The sequence below is a fragment of the Pantoea sp. X-Soil-TKNS-1280 genome, assembly GCF_059730475.1.
Window position 1 is genome coordinate 1,022,200 of record NZ_AP035962.1, and the last position, 15,453, is coordinate 1,037,652.

Consider the following 15,453-nt stretch of genomic DNA (forward strand, 5'->3'; position numbering starts at 1 on the left):
GCGTCCCACCAGCGGTCGCTGGTGATTTTTTAAACATAGTTGCGACGCCAAAAATTGTCAGTAACCGCCAGAAATATTTTTTCACGTTTTGAGCTATTGGCGCTGAGCGAAAATCATCCCCGCAATGTTTTTACACATTAACCGGCTGAGAATTGCCGCCTGCGTAATATTTGCTATGCACAGAAGTAAGCTGTACAGCGGAAAACTGCGTTTTTATCCTGATGCCATGTTTTGCCGTCCAGTAATGTCAGCTGATTGTTAAACTGAACCTTCATTTCATTTTTGATGTGCTTTCTCATGTTACGCTCCGTTGAACCCTGGAAAATCAACCTGATCTCGGTATGGTTTGGTTGTTTTTTTACCGGACTGGCGATCAGCCAGATCATCCCGTTTCTGCCGTTGTATATCGAACATCTTGGGATACGCGGAGATAATGCGCTCAGCCTGTGGTCGGGGCTCACCTTTAGTATCACTTTCGTGGTTTCCGCTGCGGTAGCACCGCTGTGGGGCAGCCTTGCGGACCGTAAAGGGCGCAAGCTGATGCTGCTGCGTGCTTCTTTTGGCATGGGGGTGGTGATCCTGTTGCAGGCCTTTGTCACCCACGCATGGCAATTGCTGCTGTTGCGCGCCCTGATGGGGCTGACATCCGGCTATATTCCTAACGCGATGGCGCTGGTGGCAGCGCAGGTGCCGCGCGAGCGCAGTGGCTGGGCGCTGAGCAGTGTGGCTACCGGGCAGATCGGCGGCGTGATCCTGGGGCCGATGATTGGCGGCCTGCTGGCTGACTGGCTTGGTCTGCGTCTGGTGTTTATCGTCACCGCCGCGCTGTTGTTGATCAGTTTTCTGGTCACGCTGTTTCTGATTAAAGAAACCGGCTATACCCCGATCAGCAAGCAGGACAAGATGAGCGGACGCGAAGTGTTTCGCAGTCTGGATAATCCGCGTCTGATGGTCTGCCTGTTCGTCACCACCATGGTGATTCAGATGTGCAACGGATCGGTGAACCCGATCCTGACATTGTTCGTACGTGAACTGGCACCGAACGCGCAAAACATTGCTTTCCTCAGCGGCTTTATCGCGGCGCTGCCGGGCATTTCAGCGCTGATCTCTGCGCCACGCCTTGGCAAACTCGGCGACCGCATCGGCACCCAGCGCATTCTGATCGCCACCATGATCACCTCGCTGGTGTTGCTCACCGCCATGTCGTTTGTGACCAGCGCCACCCAGCTTGGCATACTGCGTTTTCTGCTGGGCTTTGCCGATGGCGCGATGATGCCCGCCGTGCAAACGCTGCTGGTACGTCATTCCCGCGATAATGTCACCGGACGCATCTTCGGTTATAACCAGTCGTTTATGTATCTGGGTAATGTGGCGGGACCACTGCTGGGCGCGGCCGTTTCGGCGGCGACTGGCTATCGCTGGGTATTCTTTGCTACCGCGATGGTGGTGCTGCTTAACGTGCTGTTGCTGCGTCGTTTCTATCGCCGCCCGAAAACCACGCTGACTCAACCGGTGAGTCAGCGTGAATCGGCGGAGAAAACTACTGACGCAGCGTCAAAGCGAAGTGCCAGCGCTGCTGAGTAAGCAGGAACTCCGGGCTAACGCTCGGACTCCAGGAATCATCACCGCCGACACCCATATGGAAGCCATCGAGATGCAGCCAGCACCCCGCTTCCGGTTGCAGCAGGTGGCGATGTGAGGTGTCACGCAGCTGTTCCAGGCTGTGCGGGCTGAGCGAAAATGCAAAATCACCGCTCACCTGCCAGCTGCCACTATCCAGCTGACGAGTGCCACCCCGCAGGCCATTTTCGCCCGGAAAGACGTAATCAGTGCGCATCGCGTCCAGCGGCAATTGCCAGCGGGAGAACTGCGCCGCCAGCTGGCGATCGGGATAGTTTTCATCGGGTCCCAGCCCCAGCCAGCTAACCTGCTGTGGTGTGTGCGCCAGCTGGCAGCGTAAACCGATACGCGCCGGGGGCGGCAGCCCGGCAGCCTGCTCCACTTCGATGTCGATAGTCAGTTCACCCGTACCGCGAATCTGATAGCGCTTACGGCTGGTAAAAACCACTTGCCCGGCAAACAGCCACTGATGCCGCGTGTCGATCAACACGCTGTGCTTCAGGCTATCCAGCTCCATGTCCACCAGCTGCGGCTCCAGTTGCTCGTAACCGGCGCGTTTCCAGCGTTCGACCCAGGCGTTAGGATCAATATTGGCGGCCTCGCTGGTGCCAATGTCGTTATCAATGGGCGCGCGGATAAAACAATCCTGCAGCGGCGTCAGCAGCGTCTCTTCATCATTAACAAACCACTGCACCAGTTCGCCGCTGCGGCGGGAAAAATGCCAGCGTTGATGTGGCAGGCAGACGGCAATCAGATCGTGATTCGATTCGATAACCGGAGCCGGTTCGTGGTTCACCAGCGTGCGCGCAGGGAGAGTGGCGGGCAGCGGCCACTGCTGCCAGGCAACGCGAGCATCGGCTTCCGACCAGGACGTCGGCTGCACCTGATGAACTGCCAGATTGAGCCAGCAATTGCCCTGTAAATTCTCCACCGGCGGCAGGCTGAATGACTGACTACCGCGCGGTGCGATCGCCAGTGCCAATTCGCCATGGGCTATCGATTCTCCTTCCTGCTCAATCGACCAGCGCAGCACCTCGTTGTCGCTGTGGCGAAACAGATAATCACTGCTGACGGTAAAGCGCCAGGGATCCTGAGTATCCGGGGTGAACTGGAAAAACTGCTGGGCGCGCTGCGCTTCGAATAACGCCGGATGCGGAGAGCGGTCGGCAAACACCAGCCCGTTCATACAGAACTGACGATCATTAGGTGTGTCACCAAAATCTCCACCGTAGGCCTGCCACGGCTGTCCTTGCTCGTCGTAGCGGGTCAGGCTTTGATCAACCCAATCCCAGACGAAACCGCCCTGCAGACGCGGGTGCTGGCGAAATGCCTGCCAGTATTTGGCAAAGCCGCCAAAGCTGTTGCCCATCGCGTGGGCATATTCACACAGGATCAGCGGGCGCGTTTCGCCAGGCAAACCGATCCATTTTTTCAGCGACCATTTCGGCACAGCCGGAAAGGGTTGATCCTGATCGACGCGTGCATACATCGGACAAATAATATCGGTGGCGGCGGTGTTGGCTCCGCCGCCTTCATATTGCACCGGACGGGTGGGATCGCTGCTTTTCACCCATTGATACAAGGCATCATGCGTGCTGCCATGGCCGGATTCATTGCCCAGCGACCAGATAATGATGCAGGGATGATTTCGATCACGCTGCACCATGCGCGTAACACGTTCGCTGTAAGCAGCAAGCCAGCGCGGATCGCTGGAGAGGCGATTCATCGGCTGCATACCGTGAGTTTCGATATTGGCCTCATCCACCACGTATAAACCGTATTCATCGCACAGGCGATACCATAATGGATGATTGGGATAATGGGCGCAGCGCACCGCGTTGAAGTTGTGGCGTTTCATCAGTTCGATGTCGCGTCGCATACTGGCTTCATCCACCACCTGACCGTTTTCCGGATGGTGCTCATGGCGATTGACGCCGCGAATCAGCAGCGGCTGACCATTCAGACACAGCAGACCGTTCTCAATGGCGACGCGTCGGAAACCGACATCATAAGCCTCGGATTCCAGCAGTGCGCCTTGCTCATCCAGCAGCGATACCACCGCCCGATACAGATGGGGGGTTTCGGCACTCCACAGCAGAGGCTGGCTGACAGGCAGCACCAGCAAGGACTGCTCCGGGTAGTGACCGCGCTCGTCAATAATGGCGCTGCCCGGTGCCTGTTCATGTTCGCCAATCAGGGTAGTGCCCTGCCACAGGCTCAGGCGTAACCGACAGCCTGGCAGCGGGCGTGTCGGGCTGTGGATCTTCACGTTCACGCGCAAATCGCCGCGCACATATTCCGGGCTGAGTGCGGTTTCGATCTGCACATCCGCCAGCTGTGTCGCCGGTTTATGCAACAGGGTGACATCGCGGAAAATACCGCTCATGCGCCACATATCCTGGTCTTCAAGGTAGCTGCCGTCGCTCCAGCGCAACACCATCACCGCCAGGCGATTATTGCCGGGGCGCAAGGTGCGGCTCAGGTCAAATTCGGCGGGTAAGCGGCTATCCTGCGAATAACCGATCCACTGACCATTGCACCAGAGAAAGAACGCAGAATTGACGCCATCAAAAATAATGCGCGTCTGGCCCTGTTGCAGCCAGGCATCATCGACACTAAATGTGAGCGAGTAACATCCGGTGGGATTACTGGCTGGCACGAAAGGCGGATTGACAGGGATCGGGTATTGCACATTGGTATAAATCGGTGCGTCGTAGCCCTGCAGCTGCCAGTTTGCCGGGACGGGAATGTTGTCCGCGTCGGCCAGATCCTGCAATAGCCAGCTTTGCGGTACCGCTTCCGGCTGAGTGAAATAACTGAATGTCCACTGACCATTCAGACTCTGGCGTGAAGGGGAGGGACGATCATCGCGCGCGGCCAGTTCCTCACGCCAGCTGGCAAAGGGCGGATGCGCGTCAAGCCGGTTCAGACTGGTGACGACCGGATTTTCCCAGTCGCGTCGCGCCAGAATGTCACTGAGGGAAACAGATAAAGATGTCATGTTGGGATCTCATTAATTGTAATGCGCTCACATTGCGTGAAATTCCCCCAGCTGTAAAGCGCCGTGACGCCTTGCCGGAGCGGATTTTTTATCGCTTTCATTACGTCTTTGTCGGTTTTCCCCTGGCTTAGTGCCAGTAAATTGTTAAGCATGGTGAGCAGAGATGAATAGCGCCAGCTTACGGAGAATTCTGTGTTGTCGGGCGTAACGGCGGCTCATACACTCAGCCCGATTTCTCCATCCTGAGGTAATTATGGTCCGTATTGTTAAACTCGCAGCCGTAGTGGCATTGGTGACCGCGCTGAGCGGTTGTATTTTCCCGCCGCCGGGTGGCGGAGGTGGTTGGGGTGGCGGTGGTGGTGGCTGGGGCGGCCATGGCGGCGGTCCGGGCCGTGGATTTATGGGTCCATAAGTGATTAACGTCCTGCATTAATCACTGCTTTTTGCGCGCGAAACGTTTCACGAGAACATTATTTCTGAGAGAAACGTTTCGCCGCTTAATAATAAAATCCTGCGCTGAGTTTTCTTTCCCGCCATTTTTAGCTGTGTTATCTGGATCCGACAAAAATCCCTGTTGTTTTATTCTGCCCAATGCTAACGTCAACATTTCCCTCAACTAATTGAGTTGGTCGCATGAAAAATCTGATTGCGGAACTCCTGCTTAAGCTGGCTGAAAAAGAAGAAGAGTCTAAAGAGTTAGTGGTCCAGGTTGAGGCGCTGGAAATTGTGGTCACGGCCTTGTTACGCAAACTGGAGCCGGAACAATTAAAAGACATCACTTCGGGTATTAACGTTGCAATGTCCCCGGTTGCGCATCATGAAGCATCATCGGACGCTATCCTGCTGCGCAATTACGTGGAAAAACTGTTAAACCATCCCCGCATATGAATTCGCATGACGCCTGTGATCGCCACAGGCGTTTTTCGTTATATTTATTTCTGCTTTGCTTATCTCATGCCAGGCTTATCAGGCAATAACTTTATGGAGAAGGTGCAATGAAATCGTTTCTTATGGCAATGATGGCTGCGGGTCTGCTGATTGCAGGCAGCGCGGGTGCGGCAGAGAAGACCGCACAGCAGGAAAAAATGACCATGTGTAATCAACACGCGTCCTCTCAAAACCTGAAAGGTGACGCGCGTAAAAGCTTTATGAGTTCCTGCCTGAAAAAAGACAGCAAGATGGGCACTATGACGCCACAACAAATGAAGATGAAAACCTGTAACACCGAAGCGGGTGATAAAAAACTCAGCGGTGATGCACGTAAAACCTTCATGAGTTCCTGCCTGAAAAAAAGTTGATCTCCGGATAGCGGCCTGCGGGCCGCTAATTATTTGTACCTGTCATGGTGTTATTAATCTGTTTCTGTCGGCGTATTCCCTTAATTACATTTTCTTTCATCTGAAAAACGGCGAATAAACAGGCTGTTATTACCCACGTTGTTTTCCTCTTCCTGCCAAATCATCAGACTTTGCCACACTTACTGTTTGTATGGATTTATTGCTTCATATCTGACTACAGCGTAGGGAGGCACAACGTGAGCTATCAATCTGTCGTTGAACTGAAGGCGCTCAGGCAACATAAACCCACTAAATTCTCTGTAGGTGAGAAGGATATTTTACTGATCCGCGAAGGTGAACGTGTCCATGCCCTTCAGGCGAAATGCCCACATGCCGGAGCGCCGCTGGAGCAGGGGGCGGTCTGTGGCGGCGAGCTGGTATGCCCCTGGCATAAAGCGGTATTTGGCATCGAAGATGGCAGGATGCATGAACCGCTGGCTCTGGCGGACTTGAAAAACTACCCGGTGCGCATCGAACAGGGCAAGGTCTGGGTCGATACCAAACCCATGTCTGCCGCGTCACTGCCTGCTGTTGAACGGGAAACGCCGGTCTGCGTGGTGCTGGGATCAGGTGCCGCAGGGAGTGCGGCCTTGTGGACGCTGCGCCATGAGGGTTTTAAAGGGCATCTGGTGTTAGTCGAACGCGAAGCGGAAGCCCCTTACGATCGTACCGCATTAAGTAAATTTGTTCCGTCCGGGAAAATGGCGATTGAAGATGTGCCGCGTTTGCTGAAGCAGGATGTGCTGAGCCATGTGGAACGTATTCAGGCCAATGTGGTGGAACTGAATAGCGCGGAACAGCTGCTGGTCTTTGCTGATGGCAACAACTTACATTTTGATCAGTTACTGATCGCCAGTGGTGGCACGCCACAGCCGCTGGCGATTCCGGGACACGATCTTCCCGGCGTGCATCTGCTGCGTTCGCTTAATCAGGCCAGCTCACTGCTGAACGACGTCGATGAAACTCATCAAATCGTGATCATCGGCAATAGCTTTATTGGCATGGAGCTGGCGGGAGCATTGCGCAACCGCGATATTGACGTCACGGTGCTGGCACGTCACCCGCTGCCATTTGCGAAACAGTTCGGCGAGGAAATTGGCCAGCATTTCCGCGATCTGCACACCAGCAATGGCGTGAAAATGATCGTGGGAGAGCCGCAGGCGCTGGTCGGCAATGACAGAGTCGAGGCAGTCGCGCTGAAAAATGGCAAAAGTCTGGCGGCCAGCCTGGTACTGTTTGCCACCGGAATTAAACCGGTAACCGGCTTTGTTCATGATCTGGCGATGCAGAGCGACGGCAGCCTGACCACCGATAGTCAGCTTCAGGTGGCAAAAAATATCTGGGCGGCAGGTGACATCGCCAGCTATCCCACCCAGCAGGGACCACAACGGATTGAGCACTATCGGGTGGCGCACCAGCAGGGACGAATTGCCGCGCTGAACATGCTGGGCAAGCGTGAGCTATATGACCGAGTGCCGTTTTTCTGGACTGCGCATTACGGCACGCGTTATGAGTATCTGGGACATGCTACCGAGTGGGATGAGTTCCACTTGCTGGGTTCGCTGCCGGATAAACGTTTTATCGCTTTTTATGGTCAGCAGGGCAGGCTGGCGGCGGTGTGTTCAGCTGGCATGTACACGCTGACGGCGGCACTGGTGGAACATATGCAGCAGCCAATGACCGTGGCGCAGGGGATCGCGCTGTTTGAGGATTATCAGGGATAGCGAAACCCGTTATCTGCCTGTGTAGCGGCGCAATTTATTGCGCGCCTTTTTCCGGCAATGCGCACGGAATTGCGCGATAAATCGCGCCGCTACGGGTTACGACTTACTCAATGCATCCGATTTTTTCATACATTGCTGCATCGCTTCGATCACCGCCGCCCGGAAGCCTTTTTCTTCCAGCACCTTGACCGCTTCAATGGTGGTGCCGCCGGGGGAGCACACCATATCCTTCAGTTCGCCGGGATGTTTACCGGTCTCCAGCACCATCTGCGCGGAGCCTTTCACCGCCTGCGCGGCAAACTGATAGGCCTGAGCTCGCGGCATACCGCCGAGAACCGCTGCATCCGCCATCGCTTCAATAAACATAAACACATAGGCTGGGGCAGAGCCACTCACGCCAACAACCGCGTGAATCAGGTATTCACTCACCACGGCGGCTTTACCGAAACTCTCGAAAATCGCCACCACTTCGTCGGTTTCATGCTGCTCAACCAGCACATTCGGTGTGACTGAGGTCATCCCCTCATTCACCAGTGACGGCGTATTCGGCATCACGCGGATGATTTTACGATCGTGACCCAGCACGGCGGCCAGCGAATCCAGCGTTACACCAGCGGCGATCGATACCACCAGCGCCTCTTTTTTCAGCTGGCTGGCCAGATCCTTCAGCACCTTGAGAATCACATTCGGTTTCACTGCGCCAAAAAGGATATCGACTTCACGCGCCAGGCTTTCGGCGCTCTCGGCTGCCGTGACGCCATACTGCTGCGCCAGTGCCTGATTGGTGGCGGGTTTGCGGTCAAACACCCAGATGTTGGCCGGGGCGATTTGTCCACTGTTCACCAGGCCGCTGATGATCGCTTTCGCCATATTACCGGCACCAATAAACCCGATTTTCTTCTCCAGCATCGCTTGATCCTTTAGATGGTTCGATTTTCTGTATCGGCTAGCTTACGTCGCTGGGCAGGGGTTGCAACGTTCCGATCAAATTAAATTTGCCATTCTGGCGCAGAACGGGAAGATCACCTGCATTCACCGAGAGAAAGGATTAACTATGTCGATTTGGGTTGATGCCGATGCCTGTCCCAATGTCATCAAAGAAGTGCTCTACCGCGCCGCCGAGCGCACCCAAACTCAGGTCACCTTTGTGGCTAACCAGCCACTGCGCGTGCCGCCGTCACCCTGGCTGAAAACGTTGCAGGTGGCAGCGGGTTTTGATGTGGCCGATAACGAAATCGTCAAACGTGTACAGCCAGGTGAGCTGGTGATTACCGGAGATATTCCGCTGGCGGCGGAAGTGCTGGAGAAGGGGGCAGCGGCGCTGAATCCGCGTGGTGAACGTTATTCGCCGGACACGATTCGCCAGCGTTTAACTATGCGCGACTTTATGGAAACCATGCGCGCCAGTGGTATTCAAAGTGGCGGCCCGTCGGCGCTAAGCCCACGCGACCGCCAGCAATTTGCTAACGAACTGGATAAGTGGTTACGTCAACGGCGTTAGACAAAATTGTCATCGTCGTCGTCGAAGTCGCTGCCGCCGAAATCGCTGAAATCGTTGTTATCGGCGAAGCTGTTATCCCAGCCGTTATTATTGTCATTCAGGAACGCATTGTTGCTGTCGTTGACGCCATTAAAGGTATCAAGATTGTCATCAACCTGCGGCAGCGCGGGTTCATTGATGATGTTCACAATCTCTTCCGGCTGCGAATGGTGGAACAGGCTGGTTAGCATGTCCGCCATCACCACACCACCGGCCACACCGACGGCGGTCTGCAACGCACCACCGAGAAAACCGGTACCGCGTGCGGGTGGCGCGCTGGCGTATTGCGGCTGCTGAGGCGGTTGCTGCTGCGTCGGGGCACTGTTCCACACCGGCTGCTGCTGCTGTGGCTGTGCAGCAGGGCGCGATGCGCCACCACCAAACAGGCTGGAAAGGAATCCGCCACTGCTTTGCTGCGGAGCCTGCTGCTGCTGTGCCTGCGCCTGCGCCTGCGCCAGACGATTTTCCAGCTCACCCACCTGGGCATTGAGCTTTTTCATCGCCGCTTCCTGAATCAGGATGGCCTGCGCCATGTAATAAGGCGCTCCGGGCTGCGACAGCAAATGCTGTTTGATTAACTGCTCGGCGCCGACATCACGCGGGCCGCTCTGGCTCTCAGCCTGTTTCAGACGGCTGAACAGGCTTTCAATTAACTGTTGTTCTTCGCTCTGCATGGTAAACCTCCGTTTGCGAGTTACCCCACTATATGAGGGCGAGATGACAGAAAGTAAATCAATGCGCTGGTAAGCAAATGTTGCCCAGACTTACACTTTTGTCGATGCACAAAAATTGCATGATTTTTTCTATGTAAATCATAGAGGTGCGAGATTGTATGGGCAAGATACGCGTAAATCGTGCTTCGCCGGTGGCTGATGAAATGAAATCCAGGTATCATGCGACGCAATATTGACCTGATGACAATGCCCGTGCGGCAAAACACGGCGGAGGATGAGCCAGGATGTCATTACCCATCTATCTGATCGGCGCACGCGGTTGCGGTAAAACCACCATTGGCCAGGCGCTGTCGCAGGCACTCGGCTACGACTTCCGCGATACCGACCATCACCTGCAAACCACCACCCAGCGCAGTGTCGCCGAAATCGTGACGGCTGAGGGCTGGGACAGCTTCCGTGCACGCGAAACCGAATCACTTCAGGCAGTCACCGCACCCTGCACCATCATTGCCACCGGTGGCGGCATGGTGCTGGCGGAAGTGAACCGTCGCTTCATGCGCGAGCATGGTCAGGTCATTTGGTTAAATGCCCCCTCCAGCGTACTGGCAGATCGTCTGGAGCGGCAGCCCGAAGCAGATCAACGTCCGACACTGACCGGTCGCCCGATTGCGGAAGAAATGGGCGATATTCTGCGCCAGCGTGCACATTTGTACCATCAATCGGCCCATCATGAAGTGAATGCAATGCAATCGCCGGAATTGGTGGTTGAAGAGATCCTCCGCTCGCTGTCACTGGCCCGCGCCAGCTAACCTCCTCAGATTTCTCCCTGTTTAAATTGCGACCATCCCCGCTTGTCTATACTTAAGGACGGGCAGGGGATTGCTGCTGTCCGTTTGGATAACTGACATACCCAGGAGGGAGATGTATGCCATCAAGACCACCTTATCCGCGACATGCTCGCATCGTCGCCGTTGAAAAAGGCACGCCGGGCAACACCGTGACCTGGTACGAATTACGCGCCGATCATCCACGTCCGGATTCGCTAATCAGCGAACATAAAACTGCTGCTGAAGCGCAGGATGCTAAACTTCGCTATGAAGATGTGGAAAAAGAGTAATATCGGCTGGCAGGGATGCCGGTTATTAGTTTGTGCCGCTCAGGGTCATTTTCTATTCACATGAAATAACTACAAAGCTGCCACAAAGTTACCACCTTTTCTGCATTCAATTTATTCCTCCTGATAAAATCATTTGGTTTTAACTTTATTCCTCATTTTATGCTGCCTTAATTTCCCCCCTGATTTGACCGGTACAAAATTTGCGCTTGACCGCAAAAACCTGACGTTTTACTTTCGGGGTATTGATTCAGGAACTTAGTTCCAAATAGTGAAACTACCTGCATGACCACACTCGAAAATGCCGCCGCAGTACTTAAATTATTTCAGCGCTTTGGCGTGACGCAGGGGCATCCAGGTCTCACCTTTACCGAAGTGGTTGAGGCGCTGGATCTGCCGAAAAGTACCGTTTCCCGTTTACTGGCGACGATGGAAAGCCAGGGATTACTGGAGCGCGATCCCGATAGTCGTTGTTTCCATATTGGCCGCGTGTTGTTGTCGGTGGCGGGACATTATCTTTCCACCCCGCTGGTGGATAGCGCCTCTGCTGCCATGGCGCGCCTGGCGGCCAGCACCGGCTGCATGGGCTATATCTCGGTGCTGGACGGCAACGACATCATCGTGATGCGCATGTACCACGGCCGCCTGTTTACCCAGTTGATCACCCCGCCAGGTACCCGTATGCCTGCGGCGGGCACCTCCACCGGGCGAGTGCTGCTGGCACAAAGCAGCGATGATGTGGTGCGCGAGCGTTTTGCCCATGAGTGGCATGCCGCTTCACAGAACTCACCGCTCGATCCTGATGCGCTGTGCGCTGAACTGGCGACCATCCGCCAGCAAGGCTGGGCGCTGGCGCGTAATGAGACGCTGCCAGGCATCAGCTCGATGGCGGTTGCCGTCACCAACAAGCACCGCGGCGAAAGTGTCGCACTCTGCCTGTCATTTCTTTCACAAGAAGCCGCGCCCGGTTATCCGGAAGCGCTGCTCAATGCATTACGCGCCACTGCGGCCCTGATGGCCGAAAAATATGGCGCATGATTTAACGGCGTAATACTTCGCGCCACACCAGGGAAATAACAGGCCTCCGGGCCTGCTTATTTCAACCATCAGGGAACGATATTTAACTAAAACGCCGCTGTCCCGCGTGACGGGCGGTGCGTAATAACGTTTTCGCCAGGGTGAAAATACGGGGAATACCATGCGTCACCATAATCCAATAAAAAGTGTCGGAGTCGGTTTAATGCTGGTGTTGTTGTCCATTGCGGGCGCGATCATTGGCGTACAATTAATTACTACCATCGGGGTCACCCCCAATACTTCAATTATCGGCGCGCTGTTTGCCATGCTGCTGGCGCGTATTCCGTTGCAATTGTTTCGTCGCTACCGTTCGGTGGAAGTGCAGAACCTGGCGCAAACTGCCATCTCATCTGCCACTTTCGGTGCCGCCAACAGCCTGCTAATGCCGATTGCGGTACCCTGGGCGCTGGGCGAGCCACAGCTGGTGCTACCGCTGTTTGTCGGGGTCAGTGCAGCAATGCTGCTGGATGCTTATCTGCTGTATCGCCTGTTCGATACCCGCGTATTTCCGGCCAGCAATGCCTGGCCGCCAGGCGTTGCCGCAGCGGAAGCGATCAAAGCCGGTGACAAAGGTGGCCGCCAGGCGTGGCTGCTGGTGGTGGGGATTGTCGGCGGGATTGTGGGTTCGATGCTGAAGATTCCGATGTCGGCATTTGGCACGGCGTTTATCGGCAATATTTGGGCGCTGACCATGCTTGGCATGGGTTTCCTGTTACGCGCTTATGCCCAGCCGGTGGCGGGCATTGATATTAACGCGTTGTATATTCCGCACGGGGTGATGGTCGGTGCCGGTGTGGTGGCCCTGATTCAGGTGGTACAGGTGATTCGCAGCCGCCGTCATGATGCGCTCAGCGTCAGTCGCAGCGATAGCGAAGTGAAACGCTCGCTCGGTTTCGGCACCGTCGGCTATATCGTCATTTCCGCACTGCTGGCGCTGGCAGGCGGATTGTGGAGCCAGATGGGCTTGCCAATGCTGGTGCTGTTTATTGTTTACGCTGCTTTTGCTGCTTTTGTTCATGAGTTGATCGTCGGTATCGCTGCGATGCACTCCGGCTGGTTTCCGGCTTTTGCGGTGGCGCTGATTACCCTGATCCTCGGTATTTTGCTCGGCTTCCCGCCGCTGGCGCTGTGTCTGCTGTGTGGCTTTACCGCCGCGACCGGCCCGGCATTTGCGGACATGGGTTATGACCTGAAAGCCGGTTTTATCCTGCGCGGTAACGGTGCGGATGTGCAGCAGGAGTTGTGGGGCCGACGCATTCAGCTGATTGCGGCGATGATCGCCTTTGTGATCGCCATTCCGGTGGTGTGGTATGCCCATACCCTGTTCTTTGCGGAAAACCTGCTGCCGCCGGTAGCCCGCGTTTATGCCAAAACCATTCAGGCCGGTGCGGAGCCGGGTATCGCGGGTAACCTGCTGCTTTGGGCCATTCCCGGTGCGATTATTCAGCTGATTGGTGGACCGAAGCGTCAGCTTGGCGTGCTGCTGGCTACCGGCCTGCTCATCAACAATGCCGCTGCCGGTTGGGCGGTGCTGGTGGGGATAGCATTACGCATTCTGATCCTGCGCGTGTGGGGCGAGCGCGGTCGTTCACCGATGGAGGTGATGGCGGCGGGTTTTATCGCCGGTGATGCACTCTACAGCTTCTTCCACTCACTTTTTGCCAGTAGCAGTAAGAAATAACCAGGGAATCCAATATGAGTTTACAGCAGACATTGCAGGTTTTTGAGTTACTCGATAGCGCCTTTGTGGATGGTCAGCAGGTGGTTGATCTGTTTGCCGCGTATCCCGGCGTCAGCGCCAGCACCAAACGCGTGAGTGGCCCGAAAGGGCGTACCGACTTTGTGCGCATCGATATCCCTGGCACTAAAGGTAAAAGCCAGGGGGGCAGTGCGCCGACCCTCGGCATTATTGGGCGTCTCGGCGGGATTGGTGCCCGTCCGACCCGTATCGGCATGGTGTCGGATGCTGACGGTGCCGTGGCGGCCATCAGCAGCGCGCTGAAACTGGCGCAGATGCAAACCCGGGGCGATGTGCTGGCCGGTGACGTGATCATTACCACCCATATCTGTCCGGATGCACCGACACGCCCGCACGAGCCGGTGGATTTTATGGATTCACCGATTGATGACGTCACCATGAATGACAACGAAGTGGTGGCCGGAGTGGACGCTATCCTCTCCATCGATACCACCAAAGGTAACCGTATCCTGAATCACAAAGGTTATGCCCTGTCACCGACGGTGAAAGAAGGCTACATTCTGCGCGTATCGGAAGATTTGCTGCGCATTATGGAGATGACCAGTGGCCGCCCGGCAGTGACGTTCCCGATCACCACCCAGGATATCACGCCGTATGGCAACGGGGTTTATCACCTCAACAGCATTCTGCAACCTTCAACCGCCACCGATGTGCCGGTGGTAGGTGTGGCCATTTGCGCTGAGTCGGTGGTGCCCGGCTGTGGGACGGGTGCCAGCCACGAAGTGGATATCGCCAGCACGGTGAAATTTGCCGTGGAAGTGGCTAAAGAGTTTGGTCGCGAGACTTGTCAGTTCTACGACGCGCAGGAGTACGCTCTGCTGCTATCTTTGTATGGTAGCCTCAGTCATTTGCGTTCCCGGAAATCCTAAGTATGAAAACATCTCTGGTTACCCTGACCATTGGTCAGTCACCGCGCAGCGACATTCTGCCACTGTTGCAGGCGTATCTGCCCGCAGAGCAGGTGGCGCACGCCGGTTTACTCGACGGCCTCTCTCTGGCGGAAGTGGAGCAGCACTACACACCAGCGGCTGGTGAGAAAGTGCTGGTTTCGCGGATGCAGGATGGACAGCAGGTACGCCTGGCGGCACGTCTGGTGGAGCAGGGATTGCAGCAGAAAATCTACGCACTGGAGGAGCAGGGTTACAACACTATCCTGCTGCTGTGCACCGGAGAATTTGGTGCACTGAAAACACATAAAGCGTTGTTGCTGGAGCCTGATCGCATCATTCCGCCGCTGGTGGGGGCGATTGTGCACGGCCACAAAGTAGGGATTGTGGTGCCGGTGGAAGAACAGATTGCTGAGCAGGCCAGCAAATGGCGTAACCTCGGTACTCCTCCTTGTTTTGCCGTCGCCAGTCCTTATCTGGCGCAGCAGGCGGATCTGATTGAAGCCGGCCTGTCGCTGCAGGAGCAGGGAGCCGATGTGGTGGTACTGGATTGCATCGGCTATCACCAGAAACATCGTGATTTTCTGCAGAAAATGCTGGGGATCCCGGTCCTGCTGTCTAATGTACTGGTAGCCAAACTGGCAGCGGAATTAATCGTTTAATCCACAGGGATCACAACTTGCGATCCCACCTGTCATTTCGCGTGACAGATCAGCGAGT

At 55.5% G+C, this 15,453-nt stretch carries 15 protein-coding genes; 12 read left to right on the forward strand and 3 right to left on the reverse strand.

Going from position 1 to position 15,453, the window contains the following annotated elements:
- The first annotated feature begins 297 nt into the window (after positions 1-297).
- Entirely contained in the window at positions 298-1,584 is a 1,287-nt protein-coding gene (locus tag AC6I8X_RS04660; protein ID WP_313682624.1) for a multidrug efflux MFS transporter, read from the forward strand.
- On the opposite strand, the gene AC6I8X_RS04665 is transcribed toward AC6I8X_RS04660, so the two are convergent.
- On the reverse strand, positions 1,541-4,621 hold the full coding sequence (locus tag AC6I8X_RS04665) for a beta-galactosidase (RefSeq protein ID WP_497840648.1): 3,081 nt from the start codon (positions 4,619-4,621) through the stop codon (positions 1,541-1,543). The genes AC6I8X_RS04660 and AC6I8X_RS04665 overlap by 44 nt on opposite strands.
- Positions 4,622-4,874: 253 nt before the next feature.
- Here AC6I8X_RS04665 and AC6I8X_RS04670 point away from each other — a divergent pair, with 253 nt between their 5' ends.
- From AC6I8X_RS04670 to AC6I8X_RS04685, 4 genes are all read left to right on the forward strand, one after another.
- Entirely contained in the window at positions 4,875-5,033 is a 159-nt protein-coding gene (locus AC6I8X_RS04670; RefSeq protein WP_167379235.1) for a hypothetical protein, read from the forward strand.
- A 221-nt stretch (positions 5,034-5,254) separates the two neighbouring features.
- Positions 5,255-5,509, forward strand: a complete 255-nt coding sequence (iraP, locus tag AC6I8X_RS04675) for an anti-adapter protein IraP (RefSeq protein WP_084873020.1) — start codon at positions 5,255-5,257, stop codon at positions 5,507-5,509.
- A 107-nt stretch (positions 5,510-5,616) separates the two neighbouring features.
- Positions 5,617-5,919 (forward strand): PsiF family protein, encoded by a 303-nt coding sequence (locus AC6I8X_RS04680; RefSeq protein ID WP_299457112.1) that lies wholly within the window; start codon positions 5,617-5,619, stop codon positions 5,917-5,919.
- Between the two features lie 236 nt (positions 5,920-6,155).
- Positions 6,156-7,682: an FAD-dependent oxidoreductase gene (locus AC6I8X_RS04685; protein WP_497840649.1), complete on the forward strand. Its 1,527-nt coding sequence runs from the start codon at positions 6,156-6,158 to the stop codon at positions 7,680-7,682.
- A gap of 96 nt (positions 7,683-7,778) precedes the next feature.
- Here the strand turns inward: AC6I8X_RS04685 and proC are convergent, their stop codons facing one another.
- Positions 7,779-8,591 (reverse strand): pyrroline-5-carboxylate reductase, encoded by an 813-nt coding sequence (gene proC, locus AC6I8X_RS04690; RefSeq protein ID WP_084873027.1) that lies wholly within the window; start codon positions 8,589-8,591, stop codon positions 7,779-7,781.
- 145 nt (positions 8,592-8,736) lie between these two features.
- On the opposite strand from proC, the gene AC6I8X_RS04695 reads away from it, so the two are divergent.
- Positions 8,737-9,183: a YaiI/YqxD family protein gene (locus AC6I8X_RS04695; protein ID WP_084873030.1), complete on the forward strand. Its 447-nt coding sequence runs from the start codon at positions 8,737-8,739 to the stop codon at positions 9,181-9,183.
- Here AC6I8X_RS04695 and AC6I8X_RS04700 read toward each other — a convergent pair.
- On the reverse strand, positions 9,180-9,896 hold the full coding sequence (locus tag AC6I8X_RS04700; protein WP_497840650.1) for a DUF2076 domain-containing protein: 717 nt from the start codon (positions 9,894-9,896) through the stop codon (positions 9,180-9,182). The genes AC6I8X_RS04695 and AC6I8X_RS04700 overlap by 4 nt on opposite strands.
- Before the next feature lie 284 nt (positions 9,897-10,180).
- On the opposite strand from AC6I8X_RS04700, the gene aroL reads away from it, so the two are divergent.
- The 6 genes from aroL (at position 10,181) to AC6I8X_RS04730 (ending at position 15,395) form a co-directional block, all read left to right on the forward strand.
- On the forward strand, positions 10,181-10,705 hold the full coding sequence (gene aroL / locus AC6I8X_RS04705; RefSeq protein WP_299457101.1) for a shikimate kinase AroL: 525 nt from the start codon (positions 10,181-10,183) through the stop codon (positions 10,703-10,705).
- 116 nt (positions 10,706-10,821) lie between these two features.
- On the forward strand, positions 10,822-11,013 hold the full coding sequence (locus AC6I8X_RS04710) for a YaiA family protein (RefSeq protein WP_084873037.1): 192 nt from the start codon (positions 10,822-10,824) through the stop codon (positions 11,011-11,013).
- A 282-nt stretch (positions 11,014-11,295) separates the two neighbouring features.
- Positions 11,296-12,048 (forward strand): IclR family transcriptional regulator, encoded by a 753-nt coding sequence (locus AC6I8X_RS04715; RefSeq protein ID WP_497840651.1) that lies wholly within the window; start codon positions 11,296-11,298, stop codon positions 12,046-12,048.
- Between the two features lie 160 nt (positions 12,049-12,208).
- Positions 12,209-13,768 (forward strand): OPT/YSL family transporter, encoded by a 1,560-nt coding sequence (locus AC6I8X_RS04720; RefSeq protein ID WP_497840652.1) that lies wholly within the window; start codon positions 12,209-12,211, stop codon positions 13,766-13,768.
- Positions 13,769-13,782: 14 nt separating this feature from the next.
- Positions 13,783-14,715, forward strand: coding sequence for a DUF1177 domain-containing protein (locus AC6I8X_RS04725; protein ID WP_497840653.1), 933 nt, complete (start codon positions 13,783-13,785; stop codon positions 14,713-14,715).
- 2 nt (positions 14,716-14,717) lie between these two features.
- A complete protein-coding gene (locus AC6I8X_RS04730; protein WP_299457090.1) occupies positions 14,718-15,395 on the forward strand; it encodes an AroM family protein in 678 nt (225 codons plus the stop codon).
- Positions 15,396-15,453 lie beyond the last annotated feature (58 nt).

Coding starts and splice junctions, on each gene's coding strand:
- AC6I8X_RS04660 (WP_313682624.1), top strand. CDS start 298: ATGTTACGCTCCGTTGAACCCTGGAAAATCAACCTGATCTCGGTATGG.
- AC6I8X_RS04665 (WP_497840648.1), bottom strand. CDS start 4,621: ATGACATCTTTATCTGTTTCCCTCAGTGACATTCTGGCGCGACGCGAC.
- AC6I8X_RS04670 (WP_167379235.1), top strand. CDS start 4,875: ATGGTCCGTATTGTTAAACTCGCAGCCGTAGTGGCATTGGTGACCGCG.
- iraP (WP_084873020.1), top strand. CDS start 5,255: ATGAAAAATCTGATTGCGGAACTCCTGCTTAAGCTGGCTGAAAAAGAA.
- AC6I8X_RS04680 (WP_299457112.1), top strand. CDS start 5,617: ATGAAATCGTTTCTTATGGCAATGATGGCTGCGGGTCTGCTGATTGCA.
- proC (WP_084873027.1), bottom strand. CDS start 8,591: ATGCTGGAGAAGAAAATCGGGTTTATTGGTGCCGGTAATATGGCGAAA.
- AC6I8X_RS04695 (WP_084873030.1), top strand. CDS start 8,737: ATGTCGATTTGGGTTGATGCCGATGCCTGTCCCAATGTCATCAAAGAA.
- AC6I8X_RS04700 (WP_497840650.1), bottom strand. CDS start 9,896: ATGCAGAGCGAAGAACAACAGTTAATTGAAAGCCTGTTCAGCCGTCTG.
- aroL (WP_299457101.1), top strand. CDS start 10,181: ATGTCATTACCCATCTATCTGATCGGCGCACGCGGTTGCGGTAAAACC.
- AC6I8X_RS04710 (WP_084873037.1), top strand. CDS start 10,822: ATGCCATCAAGACCACCTTATCCGCGACATGCTCGCATCGTCGCCGTT.
- AC6I8X_RS04715 (WP_497840651.1), top strand. CDS start 11,296: ATGACCACACTCGAAAATGCCGCCGCAGTACTTAAATTATTTCAGCGC.
- AC6I8X_RS04720 (WP_497840652.1), top strand. CDS start 12,209: ATGCGTCACCATAATCCAATAAAAAGTGTCGGAGTCGGTTTAATGCTG.
- AC6I8X_RS04725 (WP_497840653.1), top strand. CDS start 13,783: ATGAGTTTACAGCAGACATTGCAGGTTTTTGAGTTACTCGATAGCGCC.
- AC6I8X_RS04730 (WP_299457090.1), top strand. CDS start 14,718: ATGAAAACATCTCTGGTTACCCTGACCATTGGTCAGTCACCGCGCAGC.